General features: G+C 56.1%; 13 protein-coding genes. 10 read left to right on the plus strand and 3 right to left on the minus strand.

Translation table 11 applies throughout. The features are described 5' to 3' along the window. Positions 1-377: 377 nt before the first annotated feature. The 8 genes from AC3Y2E_RS15210 (at position 378) to AC3Y2E_RS15245 (ending at position 11,191) form a co-directional block, all read left to right on the plus strand. Positions 378-521, plus strand: a complete 144-nt coding sequence (locus AC3Y2E_RS15210; RefSeq protein ID WP_190930687.1) for a bacteriocin class II family protein — start codon at positions 378-380, stop codon at positions 519-521. Positions 522-596: 75 nt separating this feature from the next. Further along, the gene (locus tag AC3Y2E_RS15215) at positions 597-3,806 is read left to right on the plus strand and encodes a type 2 lanthipeptide synthetase LanM family protein (RefSeq protein WP_379211659.1); all 3,210 of its coding nucleotides are present in this window, start codon (positions 597-599) and stop codon (positions 3,804-3,806) included. Continuing rightward, positions 3,803-5,947, plus strand: coding sequence for a peptidase domain-containing ABC transporter (locus AC3Y2E_RS15220; RefSeq protein WP_379211661.1), 2,145 nt, complete (start codon positions 3,803-3,805; stop codon positions 5,945-5,947). Before AC3Y2E_RS15215 ends, AC3Y2E_RS15220 begins: the two co-directional genes overlap by 4 nt. 15 nt (positions 5,948-5,962) lie before the next feature. After that, complete coding sequence (locus AC3Y2E_RS15225) at positions 5,963-6,484, plus strand: TlpA family protein disulfide reductase (RefSeq protein WP_379211663.1); 522 nt, start codon at positions 5,963-5,965, stop codon at positions 6,482-6,484. Then, the gene (locus AC3Y2E_RS15230) at positions 6,481-6,894 is read left to right on the plus strand and encodes a vitamin K epoxide reductase family protein (RefSeq protein WP_379211665.1); all 414 of its coding nucleotides are present in this window, start codon (positions 6,481-6,483) and stop codon (positions 6,892-6,894) included. The genes AC3Y2E_RS15225 and AC3Y2E_RS15230 overlap by 4 nt, the downstream gene beginning before the upstream one ends. Positions 6,895-6,993: 99 nt before the next feature. Then, positions 6,994-8,718 carry a sensor histidine kinase gene (locus AC3Y2E_RS15235; RefSeq protein ID WP_379211667.1) on the plus strand — a complete coding sequence of 575 codons (1,725 nt, stop codon included), beginning with the start codon at positions 6,994-6,996 and terminating at the stop codon, positions 8,716-8,718. 14 nt (positions 8,719-8,732) lie between these two features. Beyond that, positions 8,733-9,488: a response regulator transcription factor gene (locus tag AC3Y2E_RS15240; RefSeq protein WP_379211669.1), complete on the plus strand. Its 756-nt coding sequence runs from the start codon at positions 8,733-8,735 to the stop codon at positions 9,486-9,488. A 32-nt stretch (positions 9,489-9,520) separates the two neighbouring features. Next, on the plus strand, positions 9,521-11,191 hold the full coding sequence (locus AC3Y2E_RS15245) for a type 2 periplasmic-binding domain-containing protein (protein WP_379211671.1): 1,671 nt from the start codon (positions 9,521-9,523) through the stop codon (positions 11,189-11,191). 127 nt (positions 11,192-11,318) lie between these two features. Here AC3Y2E_RS15245 and AC3Y2E_RS15250 read toward each other — a convergent pair whose 3' ends face one another. Both AC3Y2E_RS15250 and AC3Y2E_RS15255 read right to left on the minus strand, forming a co-directional pair. Continuing rightward, positions 11,319-11,549, minus strand: a complete 231-nt coding sequence (locus AC3Y2E_RS15250; protein WP_379211673.1) for a hypothetical protein — start codon at positions 11,547-11,549, stop codon at positions 11,319-11,321. 619 nt (positions 11,550-12,168) lie between these two features. Then, positions 12,169-12,684 (minus strand): hypothetical protein, encoded by a 516-nt coding sequence (locus AC3Y2E_RS15255; protein WP_379211675.1) that lies wholly within the window; start codon positions 12,682-12,684, stop codon positions 12,169-12,171. A 408-nt stretch (positions 12,685-13,092) separates the two neighbouring features. Here AC3Y2E_RS15255 and AC3Y2E_RS15260 point away from each other — a divergent pair, with 408 nt between their 5' ends. Next, the gene (locus AC3Y2E_RS15260; RefSeq protein ID WP_379211677.1) at positions 13,093-13,743 is read left to right on the plus strand and encodes a FusB/FusC family EF-G-binding protein; all 651 of its coding nucleotides are present in this window, start codon (positions 13,093-13,095) and stop codon (positions 13,741-13,743) included. 199 nt (positions 13,744-13,942) lie between these two features. Here AC3Y2E_RS15260 and AC3Y2E_RS15265 read toward each other — a convergent pair whose 3' ends face one another. Continuing rightward, positions 13,943-14,635, minus strand: coding sequence for a FadR/GntR family transcriptional regulator (locus tag AC3Y2E_RS15265; RefSeq protein WP_379211680.1), 693 nt, complete (start codon positions 14,633-14,635; stop codon positions 13,943-13,945). A gap of 401 nt (positions 14,636-15,036) precedes the next feature. Here AC3Y2E_RS15265 and AC3Y2E_RS15270 point away from each other — a divergent pair, with 401 nt between their 5' ends. Further along, positions 15,037-16,347, plus strand: coding sequence for an ABC transporter substrate-binding protein (locus tag AC3Y2E_RS15270; protein WP_379211682.1), 1,311 nt, complete (start codon positions 15,037-15,039; stop codon positions 16,345-16,347). Positions 16,348-16,355: the final 8 nt, after the last annotated feature.

Below are 16,355 nucleotides of genomic sequence, written 5' to 3' on the forward strand. Positions count from 1 at the left end.
CCGTACATTTCCCAATGTCATACCTCCACATGAATCTTTTGTCCGATGCCGCACTTGTCCGGCGAATTCCTTGCATACACTCCAAATCGAATGCTTCATATTCCGTCATGTTTCTTGAAATTCCGACCTACCTTACCCGCCCGGTTTCCAGTTTAATTAGAGGTGTTGGTTCGCTCGCAGTTGTATGCGATCGGATCGAACGGCGGGGGGAAACGTTCCCGGCCGGTGAGCACTTCGAATCGCCGGCTAAGGAGCGGCCGCCGTCGAACGGTTCGCTGCCCGGCCCGAGGTGGGCTGACGGGGCGCTTGCATCGCGAACCAGGCGGGTGGTGTTTCATGGAAATTCCGACTACCGCGCATGAAAGGAGGTGAACAAGATGGAACAACTGACGAACGTCATCGACGTACTGTCCGACGAAGAACTGGCGGAAATCGCCGGCGGACAACGGTGCCAGGACTGCAGCGCGCTGAGAGAATTCTGCGGCAACGACTACACGGTCAATATTCTTTGTGATCCGTAAACCGCATTTCTTCTTAATCACCGGAAGACAGGGGGCAACCCCTGTCTGTATTCTTTTTACAAGGAGAGCATCTCCATGATCGATAGCATGAAACTGAGAAAGGCGGCGTACGCGCACGAACGAAAAGCCGCGATTCGTACGATGGATTCCTCCGTCCCTTCCTCCCCTGTGCAGCAGTGGCGCGAGCGGACGGGACTGACGTCGGACGCGATCTTCTCCACGCGCCTGAAGGAAGACGGTTTAAGCGAAGCAGAATTTGCCGCCATTCTAGAGCAAGGCGACCGGTTCGAGGACGAGGGAGCTCCTGAATGGCAGCGGACGTTTAGCGGTATTTTGAGCCAAACGAGCATGAACCCGGCCGAGATCGAAGGTTTGTCGCCCGGCCCGTTCTCGCCGTTCGTATCGCCTTTTCTCCACTGGTTGCGCCGGCGTCTGCTGGTGCGTTTTCGGGGATGGGAATGCGAATACGGGTGTATGCCCGTCGACCGGGAACCGTTTCTGCGGGACGTCGTCGCATCGCTTGGCCGGCGTCTGACGCGTTTGGCCGACCGGGTGCTGATCGCCGAGCTTCATGTGGCTAAGCAGGCCGGCGCTTTGACCGGCGATACCGGGGAAGAGCGATTTCGTTCCTTTGTTGCGGGCCGGCTGACAACGATGCCGGATATCGCTGGTATGCTTCATCGTTATCCGGTTCTGGCACGATTGATGACCGAGCAGACGATGAATCATGAGAAGAACTGCGAAGAAATGACGGAGCGGTTTCTTCGCGACCGCGAAGAGCTGGAGCGCGTGTTGGGGCAGGATTTTTCTCTGCTCGTCGGCTGCAGCCGTTCCGGAGATGCCCATCGGGGGGGCAGAAGCGTGCACGTTCTCCGTTTTGCCTCCGGCGACAGGCTGATGTACAAGGCTCGATCGCTGGCGGTCGACTCGGCGTTTCAGCGGCTGTTGGAATGGGCGAACCGCTACGGGGCGGAGCCTCCTCTGCCGGTGTTGAAGATCGTCGACAGGCAATCCTACGGTTGGACGGAATACGTCCGCCACGAGCCGTGCGTCTCTCCGGAGCAGATCAACCGGTTCTACAGGCGGCACGGCCAGTATTTGGCGTTGTTGCATATCGTTCATGCCGTCGATTTCCATTATGAAAACGTGATCGCCCAAGGCGAATATCCGTATCTGGTTGATCTGGAAACCATCTTCCATCGTTACAGCATGGAGGCGGAACCGAACGAACACCCGACCGCCGCCCGCAAAGCGAGCGATCTGCTCAGACAGTCCGTGCTCCGCTCCGGCTTGCTCCCGTCCTATCGGCTCCGCTCCGGTTCCCTCGAGGGGATGGAGGTGAGCGGCATCGGCGCTTACGCCGGACAGACCTACGTGCGGCCGCTAACGAAGTACAAGGATATCGGAACCGACGAGATGCGTCTGGTCCGGGAGACGGCCCAATCGTTCAGCCCCGGCGGCAACCGCCCGTTTTACGGCGGGGAGGAGGTCGGAGCCGAAGCTTACGCGGACGATGTCGCCGGCGGATTCAACCGGATGTACCGCATCTTGCTGGCGCAGCGGGAGCATCTTGCCGCCGAGGAGGGGCCGATTCATGGATTCGCGAAGTGCCCGGTCCGGGTGCTCGTGCGCAATACGGACGTCTACGGCCAAATGCTGGAAGCTTCGCTGAACCCGGCATGCCTGGGAGATGGCATTGCCCGTGTCCAGCTGTTCGATTTCATGTGGCGGATTGCGGAGGGCGCTCCTGCTCTGCTTCGGGTCGTTCATTCCGAATGCGCCGATTTGCTGGACCACGACATTCCGTATTTCTCCTCGTTCGTAAGCTCCACGGATGTATGGGACAGCCGGGGCAAACGGATCAAAGGCTATTTCCTGCAGGACAGCTTGTCGATGTCGCTCGGACGGATCGGGCGGTTATGTGAAGACGACCGCGCGATGCAGGAGAGCGTCATTCGCGCTTCGATGCTGACACTGAAGCGATGCTGGGAACGTACAACCTTTGCCGCAGAGGCAGCGGATTCGGCAGCGCAAAAAGCGCCACATGCGTCGAAGGCATTCGAAGCGGCGGCGGTGGCGATCGCGGAACGGCTCGCCTCTTCGGCTGTCCGGGGAGACGACGGACGGACCGTCACCTGGATCGGAACCGCGAAGGATGCCGGGGGGTTGCTGAGCTACGCGCCTATGGACGCGGGCATATATAATGGAACGCTTGGTTTGGCGCTGTTCTTCGCTTATGCGGCCAAGGAAACGGGTGTTCGGCAATATCGGGAACTGGCGAGCGGCGCGGCGGAGACGAGCCGGGATTTTTTGCGTCTTCCAGGCGCCGTTCAGAAAGGCTCCGTGTTTTATGGCCTTGCTTCCTATCTGTATGCATTCAGCCATTTGTCCAGGCTGCTGGGGGACGATTCGCTGTTGGAGGATGCTATCGGAGCGCTGGACCGGTTCGAGCGGATCGTCGCTCAGGACCGGAAGCTGGATCTCATGGCGGGCAGCGCCGGCATCTCCATCGGCGCCTTGCGATTGTACGAAGCGACCGGCGAGCGCCAAGCGCTCGGTCTCGCCGTACGATGCGGCGAGCATCTGTTAAGCCAAAAGGTCGTCTCGCCAGGCGGTGCAGGCTGGCCGAGCGAGCTGACCGAGGGCCGCATGCTGGCCGGATTTTCGCATGGCGCCTCCGGCTACGCCTACACCTTCTCCGAGCTGTTCCGCGTTACCGGCGACGAACGCTTCCTGCAGACGGCACGGGAAGCGGTCCGCTACGAGCGAAGCTTATTTGCCCCCGGGGAAGGCAACTGGCTCGATCTTCGCTCCGACGCGCGGACCGACCGCAATCCCGTCTACTGGTGCCATGGCGCGCCGGGTATCGTCCTGAGCCGCATCCTGACCGGCCGCGTATGCGGCGACGACCGGTTCGAAGAAGAAATCGGCGTCGGCTTGCGGACGACGCTTGCGCGTTGGCGCGGTTCCTCCAGCGTGCTGTGCCATGGGGACATGGGCAATCTCGATGTGCTGCTTACTGCTGCTCTGGAACGGAAAGACGATGGGCTTCGCCAAGCCGTGTATGAGCGGGCTTCGCTGGCGCTGGGCGATGCGGAGAAAAACGACTGGCTTTGCGACGTCCCACCTGGTGCGTTCTCTCCCGGATTGATGACAGGACTGGCCGGGATCGGCTATGCGCTGCTCCGGCTCTCCAACCCGGCGCTGCCTTCCCTGACGGCGCTTCAGCCACCTCCGGCCGCCATGGCGAAGCAGGCTGCCGGGATCGGAAGCGGTGCGTCATGAAGCTGCGAAGCCCAAGACGCATCCCGTTCATCGAGCAAATGGAACAGTCGGAATGCGGCGTCTGCTGCCTGGCGATGTTGCTCGGCTACTACGGCTGCCATGTGCCGCTGCACGAGCTGCGGGAGCGGGGGGGCGCCGGCCGGGACGGAACCAGCCTGCTTCTCCTGCGCGACATGGCTAGAGGATACGCGATGGAAGCGGCCGGCCGGCGGGTCGGCATCGACGGGATCAGCAAGACGGATGTCCCGTGTATTCTTCATTGGGAGCATAATCATTTCGTCGTGCTGGAGCGGCTCGGGAAGCGCCGGGCGACGATCGTCGATCCGGGCGTCGGCCGGATGAACATCCCGATCGGACAGTTTGCGGAGCGGTACAGCGGCGTCCTGATGACGATGAAGCCGGCAGCGGGCTTCGTCCCCCGCAAGAGACAACCGATCTGGACCTCCTATTTCAAGCTGCTGGGGCGCCATTCCGGCCTCGTTTCACAGGTCGTCGTTATGTCGCTGTGGATTCAAATGCTGGCTCTGGCCGCTCCGATCTCGATCCGTATCCTGATCGACGAGGTGATCCTGCCCAAGGAGACCGGATTCCTGCATGCGATCGGCATCGGCTTCGCCGCTCTGGCATTCGTGCAGACGGTGTTTCTGCTGCTGCGGAGCCGAACGCTCGTCCTGCTGCAAAACCGGCTGGACTGGAGCCTGATGAGCGCATTCCTCGGCCGCCTGCTCCGTCTGCCGTATTCGTTTTTCCTGCTGCGGTCGAACGGCGATCTGATCGTCAGAGCCAACAGCAACCTGATGATCAGGGACATTTTGTCCAACCGGACGGTAACCGCCTTGCTCGACGGCGGCATGGTCGTTTTCTTCCTGCTGTTCATGCTGGAGAGGTCTCCCGCACTAACGGGCTGGGTCGTGGCGGCGGGCGCGCTGCAGGCTGGCACATCGCTTCTGGCTCGGGTGCCGATCCGGCAGCTGTCGCAGGAGCAGATTCTGAAGCAGACGGCGGCGACCAATTCGTTTGTGGAGACGCTGCGCGGCATAACGGACGTCAAAGCCGGAGGCATGGAGACGCTCGCCTACGAGCGCTGGGAGCGGTTGTATAAGCAGCAGCTCGACACGCAGCGCAGAAGAGGGGTGTTGGAGGCAGGGGTGGACAGCGTGGTCGGCGGGCTTAAGTTCGCGGCGCCGCTGCTGCTGCTCTGGCTGGGCACGAATGAGGTGCTGACCTATCGGATGACGGTCGGCGAGCTGTTCGCCTTTTATACGCTCGCCGCCGCCTTTTTGACGCCGCTGTCGACGCTTGTGACGACGCTGAACCATATGATAATGCTGGGCGTTTATTTGAACCGGGTGCTCGACATTCACCGGTCCAGGGAGGAGCAGGAGGACGGCGCAGCCGAGGAGCCGCCGCATCTAACGGGCAAGGTCGAGCTGCGGGGCGTAAGCTTCCGCTACTATCCCGGCGGTCCCGAGATAATCCGCGATGTATCCGTCGCGATCGAGCCCGGCCGGAAGGTGGCGATCGTGGGCGCATCGGGCAGCGGCAAAAGCACGCTGGCCGGCCTGCTGCTCGGTCTGTATGCACCTGCCTCCGGCGAGGTGCGGTTCGACGGCATCGACCTCGAACGCCTGGACAAACGGGCGCTGCGCAGCCGGCTCGGCGTCGTCACGCAAAGTTCGTTTATTTTCAATCGGACAATCGCCGAAAATATCGCCATTCACGACCCCGGTATGCCCATGGAGCCCATCGTGCAGGCAGCGGTAATGGCGGGCATTCATGAAGACATCATGAAAATGCCGCAGCAATACCGGACGCTGGTGTCCGAAGGCGGAACGAACTTGTCCGGCGGGCAGCGACAGCGGATCGCCCTGGCCCGGGCGCTCGTCCGCAAACCGGCTATTGTGCTGCTGGACGAGGCGACGAGCGCCTTGGACATGCGGACGGAGGCCGCCGTCGAGCGCAATTTGTCCCGGCTATCCTGCACGCGAATCGTCATTGCCCATCGCCATAGCACGGTCGCAGACGCGGACTTGATCCTCGTGCTGCAGGGCGGTAAGGTCGCGGAGGCGGGGAAGCACGACGAGCTGTTGGCTGCAGAGGGGCTTTATGCTGCGTTGTATCGGCAATTACAGCCTTGTTGAAGGAGGTTGGCCCGGATGCGGGTAATGAAAATCGTGCTGCTGCTGGCGGCAGCTCTAGTACCGCTGGCCGGCGTCTACTTGTTGAACAATGCAACGCTCGTTGCGGAATGGTTTACCGATACGGGCGGGTTTCGCGTCGGTGAGACGTTCCCGACCATCGCCGGTGAAGAAGTGGACGGCGGGACGATCGATACGGCCCGCTACAGGGGGACAAAGTATGTCGCGATGATCGCCAAGATCGACTGCGAGTCGTGCAAAAGCTCGTATCCCGTGCTCCAGAAGTGGAGCGAGCTTTACCCGGATACGCCGCTCGTTATGATCGGCGTAGGGGGGAAGGAGGCGTACGGCGAGGTCAAGCGCGATTTGCAATTTCCGTTTCCTTTATTGGCCGCCGACCGGACCGCCCAGGATCGGCTGCGAATCAAGATTACGCCCGTCTTTTACGCGGTGGATGAACAGGGGACCGTCATGGAGCGGATGAACGGCTACCGGGTTAAAGATTTTCAGAAATTCATGAAACGGGTCGGGGAAGCATGACCGGACGGCATCGTTTGCATTTGCTGCTGGTCGGGCTTGCCGTGGCGGGGGCGCTGGTGTCCTCCTATATATTCGCGGCGAATCTGACCGGCGGGCTGTATTGTCCCATCGGCAGCTGTAGCGTCGTCAACGGCAGCAAGTACGCTTATATCGGACCGTTTCCGGTGTCGTTGCTCGGCATCTCCTATTATTTGCTCCTGATCGCCTGGCTGCTGCGCAGCCGCAAGCAGGAGGCCGCAACTCCGCTGCTCTTGCGGCTCTACCTGTGGGCGGGCTTCGCTTTTTCTACGTATTTGACCGTCGTCGAGCTGTTCGTCATCCATGCGGTTTGTTTTTGGTGCGTCGTTTCGTACGTCATCGTCACTGCGATCGCTTTGCTTTCCTTCCGTCTGCCGCTGAGAGCCGGTTGATCAGGGCGATCTCGCCCTTACGGCTTCGCCTCCGGCGGAGGATACGGACGCATGCGCGTAGAATGAATTAAGCATCCCGATATGGCACCGGAGGACGTTATGAAGCTCATTACCAAGGTCATCTGTCTGATCGTCATTCTGATGTCGCCGGTGATCGCCCTCTATGCTTACTCCAATGCGCAGAGCACGCGGCTTGTCGAGGAACAGCTTACGATCGCCAACCGGCAGCGGCTTGCGATCTTCATGCACCAGATCGAAGCGGCGATGGAGCAGGTATCCCAATACTCGAATCTCATTTCACAGGACCCGGACTTCGCCCAATTCGCAGGCAACGTTATTCCGGCGAACGGGTACGACTACGCCATACTGTCCGACACGCTGCAGCGCAAGCTGTCGCTATTCAGCACCTCCAGCGCCTGGATGAACCGGATCAACGCCTACTTCCCCGGCTCGGGACATGCCGTATCGTCGTATTCCTTGCTTCCTTACGACGAAGCTTACTTGCTCGACCAGGCGACGACGCGATGGACGTACCGGAACATTCGAGTCGACGGCGCGGACAAGATGGCGTTCACCCGTTTTTTTATCGTGCCTGCTTCCGCCGCCTCCGACATACGCAAGGCCGATGTAATCGTGGAGATCGACCTGATGGCGGACAACATCGGACGGCTGCTCGACAGCTTCAAGACGAAAGGCAATAACGATCCGTTTCTGTACAGAAGCGCCGGGGAGCTTGTGCTTAACGGCAGCGCCGAAGAATCGACCATTCGCAGGCTTATCGCGCAGGAAGGAAGCGCGATCGCCGCCGATCCGGCAGAGGGATACCGCTCCGTCTCGCTAGACGGACGGCGCTACCTGGTATACGGGCTCGTCTCTCCGAAGATCGGCTGGACTCTCGTCGATTACGTACCGCTGGAGACGATACTGGCTCCCGTTACGTACAGCCGGAATTTGTTCTATGTAACGGCCGGCCTGCTCATTCTGACGGGTGCGGGCGCAGCCTATATGATCTACTCGCAGGTCCAGCGTCCGATCCGCCAGCTCGGCGAAGGGACCGTACGGCTGGAGCGGGGCGATCTGAGTGCCCGGTTGCCGCCCGGCAATAACCGGGATTTTGCCGGGTTGTTCCGGCAGTTCAACCGGATGGCCGAAAAGCAGCAGCATCTGATCGAGAAGGTGTACCGGGAACAGCTGCGCGCGAAGGAAGCCGTGATGAAGCAGCTGCAATCGCAGATCAATCCGCACTTTCTGTACAACAGCTTCGCCTATATCGTCAGCATGGCCCAGATGAACCGGCTGGAACCGGTCGTCTCGATGGCGTACAGCCTGTCGGACTACTATCGCTACTCCACGCGCAACGAACGGCTGGATACGACGGTAAAGGAGGAAGTCGCTTTTGTACGGTCGTATATGGAAATTATGAACATGCAGCTGCGTAAAATCGGCTACAAAATCGACATTCCTCCCGGGCTGGAGGCGGTCGATATTCCGCGGCTGCTGCTGCAGCCTATCGTGGAAAACGCGATTATTCACGGCCTTGAACCGAAAAAGGGCGGCGGGTCGATTAAGATTTCCGGCCGGGCGGCGGACGGCACCGTCCGCTTCATGGTCGAGGACGATGGCGTAGGACTCGCGGACGAAACGCTCGAATGGTTAAACGCCTCGCTCAAGGAGACGGAGCCGCCCGGGGACGACTGCGGGTTGTGGAACGTCCATCAGCGGCTGGCGCACCGGTACGGCTCTGCCGCAGGACTGCTCCTGACGCGGTCGGAATCCGGGGGCGTACGGGTAACGCTCAGTTGGCCCGATGTGTCGTACCTATAACCGGAGGTGAAGCCATGTTAGCGGCTCTACTCGTAGACGATCATCCTCATCTGGTCGAGCATCTGTCGACGGTCATCCCGTGGGCGGAGCTCGGCGTCGCACAAGTGCACACCGGCTGCTCCGGAGACGAAGCGCTGGAGACGATCCGGAACAACCGGATCGATATTCTCGTTACGGATATCCGCATGCCCGGCATGGACGGCTTGCAGCTGATCGGTCAGGCACGGGAGCTGCGGCCGGAGATCGGCTGCATCCTGCTGTCCGGCTACGGCGAATTCCAGTACGCGCAGAAAGCGATCGAGCTGCAGGCGTTTCGTTACTTGCTGAAGCCGGTGCGGCCGGACGAGTTCGTATCCGTCATCCTGGAGCTGACCGGAAGAAGATGCCCCCCTTCGGATGCGGGCAAGGAGCAGGCCGCGGAGCTGCGGCCGGCCGACAAGCACGAGGTGCAGCGCCGTCTGGTCGATTCGGTTCACGATTATGTGCGGCTGCATATCGGAGGCGATCTGACGTTGGCCGTTATCGCTGAGCGCGTCTACCTGCATCCGGTCTATTTGTCGAAAGTGTACAAGGAGATCACGGGAACGAACATGAGCGAATTCATCCTGGAAGCGCGAATGGCCAAGGCGAAGGAGCTACTCAAGCAATCGGGCTTGCGCATTTACGAAATTGGCGAGGCGGTCGGATACCGAAGCACGCAGCATTTTATCGCCGAGTTCAAAAAGTATGCCGGCTTGACGCCGAAGCAGTTCCGGGAAACGGCTGATTAACATCCCGACAAGAAAGGAATCCGGTGGTTCGAATGGCGCACAATCGCACGATCGTTATCGGCAGCCTGCTAGCCGTGGTCCTTGTGATCGGTGCTTATACCTATATGGCGAAACAGACGGCCGTACCGGCGCCGGTGACTTCGGCTGCGAATTCGGAAGCGGAGCGTTCGCCGTTGCCGCCGATCGTCGTCACGACGGCCCGCGTACTGAGTGACAGCGATCTTGACAAGATGAAGGAGCCGGACACGATCGACGACAATCCGATTTCCCGCTGGTCGATAGCCAAATTGGGCATCGCCACCTCCAACATGTGGGTGCTCGCGGACGAGGCGGCGCTTGAGAAGAAGGTTCGGCTCGCGCTGACGGGAGAAGAGGAGCTTCCGGACGTGCTGCTGCTCAACAATCGCATTTTGTCCCGGCTGCTGGATGAACTGGTCGCTTCCGGACGTTTCGCGGACATCGGCGTCTCGTTCGAACGGTATGCTTCTCCGCGTCTAAAGGAAGCGTACGCGCTGAATCCGGACGTGTGGAAAACGGTGAGGGTCGGCGGCAAGCTGTGGGGGCTGCCGCAAATTTCCGACGGGAAGGTAGGAGATCCGATCCTATGGGTCCGGCAGGACTGGCTCGACCGGCTCGGACTTGCCGTACCGACGACCCTGAATGAGTTAACCGCCGTACTGGACGCCTTTACGAACCGGGACCCCGACGGCAATGGCAAGGACGACACGATCGGACTCGCGCTGGCAGGCAAAAACTCGCTGAACGGCTGGATCGGTGACGCCAGCTTCGTATTCGGCGCCTTTGGCGATCAACCGTATCAGTGGAACCGGATGCCGGACGGATCGCTAGCGTACGGCTCCGTTCAGCCAGGCATGCGGGACGCATTGGCTGTGCTTGCCGAATGGTACGGGCGCGGCTATCTTCACCCGAATTTCGGAACCTACGACGAACAAAGCGCGTCTTCCCTGTTTGCGGACGGGCAAGCCGGCATCATATCCGGTCCGGGGTGGATGGGCGGCTGGCCGCTGTCGGAAGTGCCGCAAGGGCCGGACATGCCGGTGTTCAAGCCGATCCCGTTTCCGTCCGGACCGGACGGCAATATCGGCCGGAGAGGGTCGAACATCTCGTACGGCAGCTATGTGTTCCGCCAAGGCTTCGAGCATATGGACGCCGTGTTCCGGTACTACGACGAGGTGTTCGGCGCGTTGATCGAAGATCCGGCGTCGGATTTCTTACACGGATTCGCCGAGAATTACGACTACAAGCGGGTAGGGGACGAGGTTCTTTACGATTTTCCCGGGAAAACGAGCACGATCTCCCGGCAGCTTCTCGTCGCGCTCGGCAGCACGCCTCCTGGCGTCATCCGCGGCGAAAGTATCGAACAGCGCGTCTACCGGGGGAAGATCGATACGCCGTATGAGAAAAGACTGGCCGCCACAAGCTCGAAGCTGTTTCTGGAAGGCAGCATTGTCAGCGATCAGCAGCTCGACTATGCCCGGAAGGACGAATTCGTGGGCGCACCCGGACCAAAGATGCGGGCCAAATGGCCGGCGCTGCAGGATATGGAGAAGAAAGCGTTTCTGAAAATCGTCTACGGCAACGAGCAGCCGGATTCGTTCGTCCAATTCGTGAGGGATTGGCACGTTTACGGCGGAGAAGAAATAACGCGCGAGGTGAACGAGTGGGATCGGGCTAACCGGTGACGGTGGGGAGGGCGAATGTGCAACCGGCAGGCGTTGCAAAATCGGTCCGCCCCGCCGGCGCGTCCGGACGTCCTGCGCGAAGGTAGGGCGCGATTGACGGCGATTGGGCTATGTCGGATCTATATATTTACAAGCAGCCGAGCTCCGCCAACATCCGGTTCCATTGCTGAAATGGAAACGAATCGTTCGCCGGGTTGCGCAAGGAATAGGCATCTTCTCCCACAAAAACCCATCCGCAAGGCTCTTGATCGCTCCATTTTCCGGAACGGCCGTTCCAATAGGCTTCATCCAATTGCTTGCTTGTTTCCAGCCATTCCTGTAATTCGTCCTCGGTAAACAGACCCGATGCTTGTCGCATTTGCATCCTTTATTTGGTCCGAAAACCGGTTTGGGCCCGGAATAAGAGTGGTTTGAATCTGCTAATATCCGCAAAAAAGGCGCAGACCCCTTCAGCTGGTGGAAATAAGGGGTACGAATCGTCTCTATATGTCTCTGTCAGCCCAAGATGCTGAAAATAGAGGGTGCCAGAAACTCTTATAGGGTAAGGTATCTTGCATGCATGTCGTCTCAGCGATATTCAACGCGATCGGTTCGCATGAGACGTGTTTAAGGGCTTCGTGCGGAGTCGAATTGTTCCCACACAACCTCATCAACGACCGGCTGAAGCGAATGTACTGGTTTCCTTCCACGCACAGATCCAGATGTAGGGGGTTGCACGGAAAAGGACCGTCCGGAACGCTTTACCGGACAGTCCTTTTTCCGATAGCCGATTAAACGAGGCTGTCGATTCAATGTGGACAACCAAGTGGAAAGGGAAAAGATTAGCTTCTGGCGAGTTTTGTCTGGAATCCCCTACCTTACAATCCTTATTCAATCAAGGGATTCCGGACAACCTGTCTGAGCAGAAGAAGGTAACTTTTCACTTGGAACGGTCTGCTAACACTTCTACACAATGAATCGACAGTCTCTTAACGGAGTTAATCCCAATACTTCACGGAAGCCGATCCGCTGAAGCTTTCGTACACGTAAAACTCTGCTTTTTTGTTGTCGCCATCGACATAGCCGCCGATCCCCCGAAAGATCAGCGTATCGCCCGGATAGAGCAAAAATTCGTGGCCGGTCACGACTTCGTCTGCATTGCTCCCCGGATCGTATTCCCGCAGCTGATACCAGGCGCCGCCGCGCGGACCGCTTACCACCTGGAACTTAAAATCGCCGCCGCCGGAGTGAACGTAGTTGGTCGGGTTTTGCGAGGAAACCGTCGAGCGCTGACCGAGGTAATCCCACTCGCCGGCTCCCATCGGAGCGACCCGATCGCTTTTGGCGCGAATAATCGTGACGTTAGGGGCGGCTCCAGTCGCTTTACCCACTGCTCTGGATTGTACCGCAGGTCCGTCGGCGAACACCGTAGAGACGGGAACCGCCGCTGCAAGCGTCAGGGTGGCCAGCATCGTGCGCAACCATTTGGCCCTCGAGTTATTACGGAACTTCACATCATTCATCCTCCCATTCGATTCTATTTACATCAAGTAGAGACAAAGAAGCTACCATTTTATTACACGGTTTCGTTCTCTTCGAAACAGAATGATATTCCAATATATGGAATATTATGATAATTGCCGGAGCAGATAATCTTTTGCAATCTGCCCGACAATCGACCTGTCTTGAAAAATTCGTTTGATGGCATTATCATAGTAGTTATGTATTCGGGAGGTGGTAGACCATGGCAAATCATGTTGCCGGGACTAGCTTAACTCATGCAAAGCCTGCGTATCGGGGCGATTCTTTGCATGGGGCGTAACAATCGGGATCACATCGCCCAGGCCGAGCTTATATCGTTTCTAATCGTGGGCTTTGCACCTTATTGCAGTTTCATCAAAAGATAAGGGGCTGAGTACGTCATGAACGGACCATTCATTAGAAACCATCAGTATAATTTTATTAAAAAGCAAATCGGCCATCTACAGCGCGCGAACCAAACCGTTTCCGACCTCAAGGTCGTAGAATCCGTCCGGACCGACACGGAAATGAAGATTATGGAACTATTTCCGGATGCGGAAGGGAGCCACAGAGAGCTGTTCGGCAACATTCCCGCGCTTCATACCGCGGAGGAATGCGAGCAATATCTCCGGTCATTGGAACCGTATATGACGAATTTTCCGGAAGTTACGGAAAATCAGATCAGAAAACTGTTTCCTAAAAATAAAAAGCTGCCGATTCCTGATTTGACCATAGATTACCGGTATTTGACCTACCTCGGTTGGATCAGCATTTCTACGGGGAAATTGTTCCTGGTGTACCCGCTAAACGGACAAATCGTAGGGGTTGAAGGGAAGTTTACGCCGACGAACAAAAAAGGCGTCTGCTTTTTATGCAACAAGCATGATGAGCTTGCGTTATTTACCGCGGTATCCAAATCGAGGCCGGCTCATTCTTCGCCGGATTATTACAAGGCGGTTGGTAATTACTTGTGTTTGAACAGTCAGGAATGCAACAAGAACATTACGGATGTCGCCGCGCTTGAAAGATTTTTACAAGACGTTTTGAAATAACGGAGAGAGCTGCTGCGGCAGCTCTTTTTCTTTTGTAACGCTGCTCGCTCCAGATTCGAGCTAATATTTAATCCCGTTAATTAATCAGGTTAAGCATCAACGTTTGATGGAACAAATGGTCCTTGGAATTCAAATCATCTTTCACCCGTCGGGTCAAACCTAGCAGATTTATTAAAATGGGAGACTTGCTTCCCGGTAATTACTGATCTGTTTTGTCCGGAATCAACATATCGAGAACTAACAAATGCTTCTTCATGATCGCTTTCGCTTCGTCTACATTCCTTTCTCGGATTTGCTCTACAATTTGCTTATGCTCCTCATAGGAAGTAATCGTATTTCTGACATCGACGAAATGTCGCTCCCTGACTTGGTTAAAAAATTCGCTTACCACATCGCTTAATTCGAAAAATGTCTGGTTGCCCGTCGCCTTGAAAAGTGCCCGATGAAACGCCAGATCTTCCTCTACCGGAAGCTTTCTTTTGGTAATGCTCAACTCCATTTGCTTGTTTGCAAGTTCCAACTGATCCAGCAGATGGGGATCATAATGCTCGATGGCCATCTCTACAGCACAGAGCTCCAGTACCCTCCGTGTAGCGATAAGCTCCTTAACTCTCTGCTCGTTATGTTTCCATTGAAAGGATACCTGATCCATAAATGGCTTGAAGGAGGGGACATCCAAAAATATTCCACCGCCCGATTTAATCCGCAATACGCCAAGCGTCTCCAGCGTTTTCAGCGCTTCGCGGACAACGGAGCGACTGACCTTCAGCATATCGATCAATTGATTCATGGAAGGAAGCTTATCTCCAGCTTTGAGCTCATGTTCCACAATATATAATTTGATCCGCTCACAAACGATTTGCGGCAGTGTTGTTTTCTCGGCCAGATCCATATCGCACACTCCAATTCTATTGATATGGTGATCATATCATAAAATGAAGCAGAAGAAAGGAGTGTGATACGATCACAGTTGAACAACCGAGCCAAATAAATAAGTGTTGACGTTCCGTAAAGGGCGGTGTATATTTGCGATACGATGGTATTACCACCATACTGGTTTCGGGTATGAGAGACAAATTGATTACGAAGTGCTTCAAAATACTTCATTGAATAAGGAGATGGGAAAAGTCAAAATCCAACTGCTGCCACGCCGGATTTTTGTAAGCGCATGCAAAGAGCAAAGATTGAAAAGTGCAAGGACAGCCGCCGCCGAAATAGGGTTCCATGTAGTCAATGCGTTGCAGTCGGTATCGGGAAGTAACTCAATTATTTTTTGTGAAAAGGGGAATTGCAATGTCAATCCGAAGTAAATCGCTGGTGTTGGGTTGCGTCATGATCTGGTCCATTGGTTTACTCTCTGCATGCGGAGAGAGTAAGTCTGGTGAGGAAGAACTGAAGACAACGGTAGTTTCCCAGGAGCCGACTGAGGTATATTTTCTGAGCACCAGTACGTATTGGTGGGATGAGGAAACGTTTATGAAAGAATTTGGCGAACCTCTGCAAAAAAAATACCCTCATATTATTCCTAAAACCGTTAAATTGACCTCGATCAACACGAAGGTCATAGAGGGCCTCATTGCTGCTAAACAGCCGATTGATGTGATTCTTGCCGCCAATGCGAGTTATCTCCTTTATCTGAAACCGTATGAGTTTTCCTCGGATATTGAACCGTTTCTCAAGCAAGCAAAAGTGGATTTGAACCGGTTTACCCCTGAATTTATTGATATGAACCGCAAGTTGGGCGAGGGGAAACTGGTCGGGCTGCCGCTGCAGGATAGTCCAACTCAAATCTTGTATAATAAAACAATTTTCGATAAATTTGGTGTTCCTTATCCGCCTCATGATCAATGGACATGGGATGAGATGTTTGCTTTAGCCAACAAAGTGACGCGTATGGATGGCAACCAACAATATTATGGCGTCCGGATGCACCCTACGTTTTTCCGAAGGAATCCTTTTTCTCTTGAATATGTGGACCCTAAGACGAACAAGGCGATATTCAATAACGATCTCTTTAAGAAAGTAAGCGAGATGTACCTCAAGCAATATGAAAGGTCGGATATTCCGGGATTAGCCCCGGATGGAGCTAAAATGTTTTTCGAGGACAGAACTTTGGCGATGTGGATGGGACTGGGAGCAAGCTATAATGATCCGAAACGATACATAGGCCTGGAATGGGATATGGCACCGATTCCTGTATACCCGGAAAGAGGGAATATAAGCGTGCAGCCTTATCCGGACTATATGTATTTATCCAGTACAAGCAAACATAAGGATCTGGCTGTGCAGGCGATGGAGTTCTTTACATCTGATTCATTCCAAATGGAACGCTCCAAGAATGCCTATACGACGCCTCTGAAAAACAGCGAGATTAAAGCGGCTTTTGGGCAGAACGCCGAACTGTTTAATGGCAAAAATATAAGCGCAATGAGTCCTATGAAATACGCTCCTGCCGCTACGTACGATCAGTATACGAACCAGGCAGCGGCAATCATCATACCCAAACATGTGCATAACGTGCGGGACGGCAAAACCGATATCAATACCGCATTGCGTCAAGCTGAAGAAGAAGTAAACAAGTATATAGAAGAAAATCGGAAGTAAACGAATCT

Source organism: Paenibacillus sp. MAH-35, from assembly GCF_058135425.1.

Coding starts and splice junctions, on each gene's coding strand:
- AC3Y2E_RS15210 (WP_190930687.1), top strand. CDS start 378: ATGGAACAACTGACGAACGTCATCGACGTACTGTCCGACGAAGAACTG.
- AC3Y2E_RS15215 (WP_379211659.1), top strand. CDS start 597: ATGATCGATAGCATGAAACTGAGAAAGGCGGCGTACGCGCACGAACGA.
- AC3Y2E_RS15220 (WP_379211661.1), top strand. CDS start 3,803: ATGAAGCTGCGAAGCCCAAGACGCATCCCGTTCATCGAGCAAATGGAA.
- AC3Y2E_RS15225 (WP_379211663.1), top strand. CDS start 5,963: ATGCGGGTAATGAAAATCGTGCTGCTGCTGGCGGCAGCTCTAGTACCG.
- AC3Y2E_RS15230 (WP_379211665.1), top strand. CDS start 6,481: ATGACCGGACGGCATCGTTTGCATTTGCTGCTGGTCGGGCTTGCCGTG.
- AC3Y2E_RS15235 (WP_379211667.1), top strand. CDS start 6,994: ATGAAGCTCATTACCAAGGTCATCTGTCTGATCGTCATTCTGATGTCG.
- AC3Y2E_RS15240 (WP_379211669.1), top strand. CDS start 8,733: ATGTTAGCGGCTCTACTCGTAGACGATCATCCTCATCTGGTCGAGCAT.
- AC3Y2E_RS15245 (WP_379211671.1), top strand. CDS start 9,521: ATGGCGCACAATCGCACGATCGTTATCGGCAGCCTGCTAGCCGTGGTC.
- AC3Y2E_RS15250 (WP_379211673.1), bottom strand. CDS start 11,549: ATGCGACAAGCATCGGGTCTGTTTACCGAGGACGAATTACAGGAATGG.
- AC3Y2E_RS15260 (WP_379211677.1), top strand. CDS start 13,093: ATGAACGGACCATTCATTAGAAACCATCAGTATAATTTTATTAAAAAG.
- AC3Y2E_RS15265 (WP_379211680.1), bottom strand. CDS start 14,635: ATGGATCTGGCCGAGAAAACAACACTGCCGCAAATCGTTTGTGAGCGG.
- AC3Y2E_RS15270 (WP_379211682.1), top strand. CDS start 15,037: ATGTCAATCCGAAGTAAATCGCTGGTGTTGGGTTGCGTCATGATCTGG.